At 70.8% G+C, this 4427-nt stretch carries 5 protein-coding genes; 2 read left to right on the top strand and 3 right to left on the bottom strand.

The features are described from left to right. Together ACWDR3_RS47260 and ACWDR3_RS47255 are read right to left on the bottom strand one after the other, a co-directional pair. Nucleotides 1–884 (bottom strand): maltotransferase domain-containing protein (locus ACWDR3_RS47260; protein ID WP_450358875.1); only part of this gene is annotated, 884 nt, incomplete at its 3' end. 72 nt (nucleotides 885–956) lie between these two features. Next, complete coding sequence (locus ACWDR3_RS47255; protein WP_450358874.1) at nucleotides 957–1250, bottom strand: DUF5133 domain-containing protein; 294 nt, start codon at nucleotides 1248–1250, stop codon at nucleotides 957–959. Between the two features lie 329 nt (nucleotides 1251–1579). Between ACWDR3_RS47255 and ACWDR3_RS47250 the strand changes: the two genes are divergently transcribed. Both ACWDR3_RS47250 and glgX read left to right on the top strand, forming a co-directional pair. After that, complete coding sequence (locus ACWDR3_RS47250) at nucleotides 1580–2083, top strand: pep a2 (protein WP_450358873.1); 504 nt, start codon at nucleotides 1580–1582, stop codon at nucleotides 2081–2083. Further along, nucleotides 2080–4227: a glycogen debranching protein GlgX gene (gene glgX / locus ACWDR3_RS47245; RefSeq protein WP_450358872.1), complete on the top strand. Its 2148-nt coding sequence runs from the start codon at nucleotides 2080–2082 to the stop codon at nucleotides 4225–4227. The genes ACWDR3_RS47250 and glgX overlap by 4 nt, the downstream gene beginning before the upstream one ends. Before the next feature lie 3 nt (nucleotides 4228–4230). On the opposite strand, the gene ACWDR3_RS47240 is transcribed toward glgX, so the two are convergent. Then, a partial coding sequence (locus tag ACWDR3_RS47240; RefSeq protein WP_450358871.1) for a VOC family protein occupies nucleotides 4231–4427 on the bottom strand: 197 nt, incomplete at its 5' end.

Raw genomic sequence — 4427 nt, 5'->3', positions numbered from 1 at the left:
AACCAGGCGAAGTCCTCGATCGTGCCCAACTGCGGGTGCACCGCGTCGTGCCCGCCCTCCGGCGAACCGATCGCCCACGGCACACCCACGTCCTCCGGGCCGGCGGAGAGGGTGTTGTTGCGGCCCTTGCGGAACGTCGTCCCGATCGGATGGATCGGCGGCAGGTAGAGCACGTCGAAGCCCATCGCCGCGATCTCCGGGAGGCGGCGGGCGGCGGTGCGGAACGTGCCGTGCGGCTGCTCGGGGGTGCCCTCCGAGCGGGGGAAGAACTCGTACCAGGCGCCGTACAACGCCCGTTCCCGCTCCACCAGCAACGGCAGCGGGTCGGCGGCGGTGACGAACTCCCGCAGCGGATGTGCGGCCAGGACCGCGTCCACCTCCGGCGTCAGACCCGCCGCCAAACGGGCCTCGACCGGGAGTGAGTCGTCGAGCAGGGTCTTCGCCGCCGCGAGCACCTTCGTACGCGCCGCTCCTTCGGGGACGCCGGCGGCCGCCCGCTCGAAGAGGGCGGCGCCGTCCTCCAGGACCAGGCCGGTGTCGATGCCGGCCGGGATCTTGATGCGGGCGTGGTGCCGCCAGGTGGCGAGTGGGTCGCTCCACGCCTCGACCTGATAGGTCCAGTGGCCGACGGCGGTGGGTGTCACCTCGGCGGCCCAGCGGTCCGAGCCCGGGGTGAGTTCGCGCATCGGCGTCCACGGGCCCGGGCGGCCGTTCGGGTCGGTGAGGACGACGTTCGCGGCGACCGCGTCGTGGCCCTCGCGGAACACGGTGGCCGACACCTGGAACGACTCGCCGGCCACCGCTTTCGCCGGGCGTCTGCCGTACTCGACGATCGGTCGGACGTCGCGTACCGGGATGCGGCCGATGGCCGGGATCGGGCTCATGGGTGTCACCTCCGCCGTGCTCGGGCCGGGCCCGAGGCCCGGCGGGGGATGAAAGGCTGCGCCGGTGGGCGGTTACCGCCCCGCGGGGGACGGCAGGTCCGCGGCCGGGGGTCCGTGTCGGGCGGTCATGCTCACGCGCAGATCCTGGTCCCGGAGGTAGGCCACCAGTGTCGTGCGCAGATAGCGCTCGGCGGCCTCCGCGGCCTCGCGGGCGCAGCGCTTGCCCAGCAGCACGCACAAGGTGTAGCCCGCGTCCTCGAAGGTGGCCCGTACGGTGCGGTCGGCGGGGGACGCGAGCATCGCGCGCTCCCAGATCCGGTACCGCCTCAGTTGGCGGGCGACTTCCGCTTTGGCAGGTAGCAGCATGGCGCCGTTCACCTTCCGGGCTCGATCGCGCGTTCCCGACCGTCGGGCGGCGGCCGCGCGCGGACACGCGCGGGCCCGTTGCGGGCATCGATGTCTTCACACATGGTGCACGGACGGCGACTCTGCGTCTTGTTGGATCTTCAACTAACGGAGATGTGGCTCGTATGTGGCTATGTGCGCTCTCAGGAGTTCGCTCGTGTTGCACGAATGGCGTAGCTCTCCCACTCTTGAGGTGACTCAGGAGCGATCAATGCTCACCCTTCGTGTTCGGGGCCCGTCCCGCGGGGACGGTGCGGAGCCGCAGCTTCGCCGGTGAGGAGCGAACGACGATGAAGACCGCAGTCCCCTGCTACTACCACCTCGATGTGGAAGTCGGCCCGGAGCGGGTCGGACAGGTTCGGCGGATTCTGGCCGCGCACTTGCGGCTCTGGGATCTGGAGACGTTGGTGGAGCCCGTCTGCCGTGGCGCCGAGCTGCTGCTGAAGGCCATCGACGAGCACGCGAGCGACAAGAACACCTCGATCGAGATGTGGTGGAACGGCCAGCATCTGATCACGGCCATCGGCGACCACGACAGTGAGCTGCGCCCGGACCAGGAACTGCGGTCCTGTCTGCGGCGCATCGCCGCGATGAGCGACGGGTGGGGCTGCTGCGCCACCGACGCCGGCAGCAGGGTCATCTGGTTCTCGCAGCGGGCCCGCGCCGGCGGGCGCGTCCCCCTGGTGCCGACGGCCCCGTCGCCGAGTCTTCGCGCGGTGCGCCAAGTGCCGCGCGAGGTGCCCGCCGAGGCCCTGGCTCCGCCGGCGAACGGTCCTCTGGAAGCCGCCCGGTGACCCGGAGGAACCGTCGCACGGCAGGGGCGCCCGTCTGGAGCGGGCGCCCCTACCCGTTGGGCGCCGAGTTCGACGGGAAGGGCACCAACTTCGCGTTGTTCAGCGAGGTCGCCGAGCGCGTCGAGCTGGTCCTCGTGGACGACGACGGCACCGAGCGGCGCGTCGAGATCACCGAGGCCGACGGCTTCGTCTGGCACTGCTATCTGCCCGGCGTCGGCCCGGGTCAGCGCTACGGCTACCGCGTGCACGGCCCCTGGCACCCCGAGTCGGGCCACCGCTGCAATCCGGCGAAGCTGCTCCTCGACCCGTACACGAGAGCGGTGGACGGCCAGATCGACAGCCATGCCTCGCTCTTCGAGCGCTCACCGGACGGCCCCTCGCCGGCCGACAGTGCCGGGCACACCATGCTCGGAGTGGTCACGGACCCGGCCTTCGACTGGGGCGACGACCGCCCGCCGAGCCGGTCGTACGCCGAGACGGTGATCTACGAAGCCCACGTCCGCGGTCTGACCCGCACCCACCCCGAGGTCCCCGCCGAACTGCGCGGCACCTACGCCGGATTGGCGCACCCCGCGATCGTCGAGCACCTCACCTCGCTCGGGGTGACGGCGGTGGAGCTGATGCCGGTCCACCAGTACGTGCAGGACGGCGTCCTCAAGGACCGCGGCCTGTCCAACTACTGGGGCTACAACACCATCGGCTTCTTCGCTCCGCACAACTCCTATGCCGCACAAGGCAGTCGGGGCGGGCAGGTCACCGAGTTCAAGTCGATGGTCAAGGCGCTGCACGCGGCCGGCCTCGAAGTGATCCTGGACGTCGTCTACAACCACACCGCCGAGGGCAACGAGAAGGGCCCCACCCTCTCCTTCCGGGGCATCGACAACGCCTCGTACTACCGCCTGGTGGACGGCGACTGGGGCCACTACTACGACACCACCGGGACCGGCAACAGCCTGCTGATGCGGCACCCTTACGTACTCCAGCTGATCATGGACTCGCTGCGGTACTGGGTCACCGAGATGCATGTCGACGGCTTCCGCTTCGACCTCGCGGCCACCCTGGCCCGGCAGTTCCACGAGGTGGACCGGCTCTCCGCGTTCTTCGACCTCATCCAGCAGGACCCGGTGATCAGCCGCGTCAAGCTGATCGCCGAGCCCTGGGACGTGGGGGAGGGCGGCTACCAGGTGGGCAACTTCCCGCAGCTGTGGTCGGAGTGGAACGGCAAGTACCGGGACACCGTGCGGGACTTCTGGCGCGCCGAGCCGCACACGCTCGGCGAGTTCGCCTCCCGCCTGACCGGCTCCTCCGACCTGTACCAGCACAGCCGGCGCCGCCCGCGCGCCAGCGTCAACTTCGTCACCGCGCACGACGGTTTCACCCTGCGCGACCTCGTGTCGTACAACGACAAGCACAACGAGGCCAACGGCGAGGGCAATCGGGACGGTGAGAGCGACAACCGCTCGTGGAACTGCGGTGTCGAGGGCGAGAGCGACGACCCGGGCGTCCTCGACCTGCGCGCCCGCCAGCAGCGCAACCTGCTGGCCACCCTGCTGCTCTCCCAGGGCATCCCCATGCTCTGCCACGGCGACGAACTGGGCCGCACCCAGCGCGGCAACAACAACGCCTACTGCCAGGACAGCGAAGTCTCCTGGATCGACTGGCGGTTGACCGACGAGCAGCGCGACCTCGCCGACTTCACGCGGTACGTCATCGGGCTGCGCGCCGCCCACCCCGTACTGCGCAGGCGGCGGTTCTTCCGCGGCGAGACCGAGACGCATCCCGATCAGCCGCTGCCCGACCTGGTGTGGCTGGCGCCGGACGGACGCGAGATGACCGAGGAGGACTGGCAGCGCGCAGACGCGCACTCCGTCGGCGTCTTCCTCAGCGGCGACGCCATCGCCGAACCCGACCCGACCGGGCGGCCGGTGGTCGACGACTCCTTCTTGCTGCTCCTCAACAGCCATTGGGAGCCGGTGGAGTTCCTGCTGCCCGACCTGAGTTACGGCGAGCGCTGGACGACCCTCGTCGACACTGCTGAGGCCCAGGGCGAGCCCGACGAGGCGGAGCACAAGGCGGGTACGGAGATGACGGTCGAGGCGCGCAGCCTGGTGCTGCTGACCCGGCCCGCCCGCACGGCCGGGTGAGGGTCAGCGCTCGCGGCGCGAGGTCACTGTGAACAGCGCGCCGTCGGGGTCGCGCAGCAGGGCCTCGTCGCTGCCCTTGGACAGCACGCTGCCGCCGTGGCGTTCGGCGGCCCGGACGCACGCCCCGACGTCCGCGACCACGAAGTGGACCCGCCAGTGGGGCCGGAGCGTGGGATCGGGGGCGGCTCCCAGAGCGCCGG

The organism is Streptomyces sp. NPDC001002, from assembly GCF_053599215.1.
This window is presented reverse-complemented; position numbering and strand designations above follow the sequence as displayed.

Excerpts from the sequence above, each read along its gene's own strand:
- ACWDR3_RS47255 (WP_450358874.1), bottom strand. The coding sequence starts at position 1,250 with ATGCTGCTACCTGCCAAAGCGGAAGTCGCCCGCCAACTGAGGCGGTAC.
- ACWDR3_RS47250 (WP_450358873.1), top strand. The coding sequence starts at position 1,580 with ATGAAGACCGCAGTCCCCTGCTACTACCACCTCGATGTGGAAGTCGGC.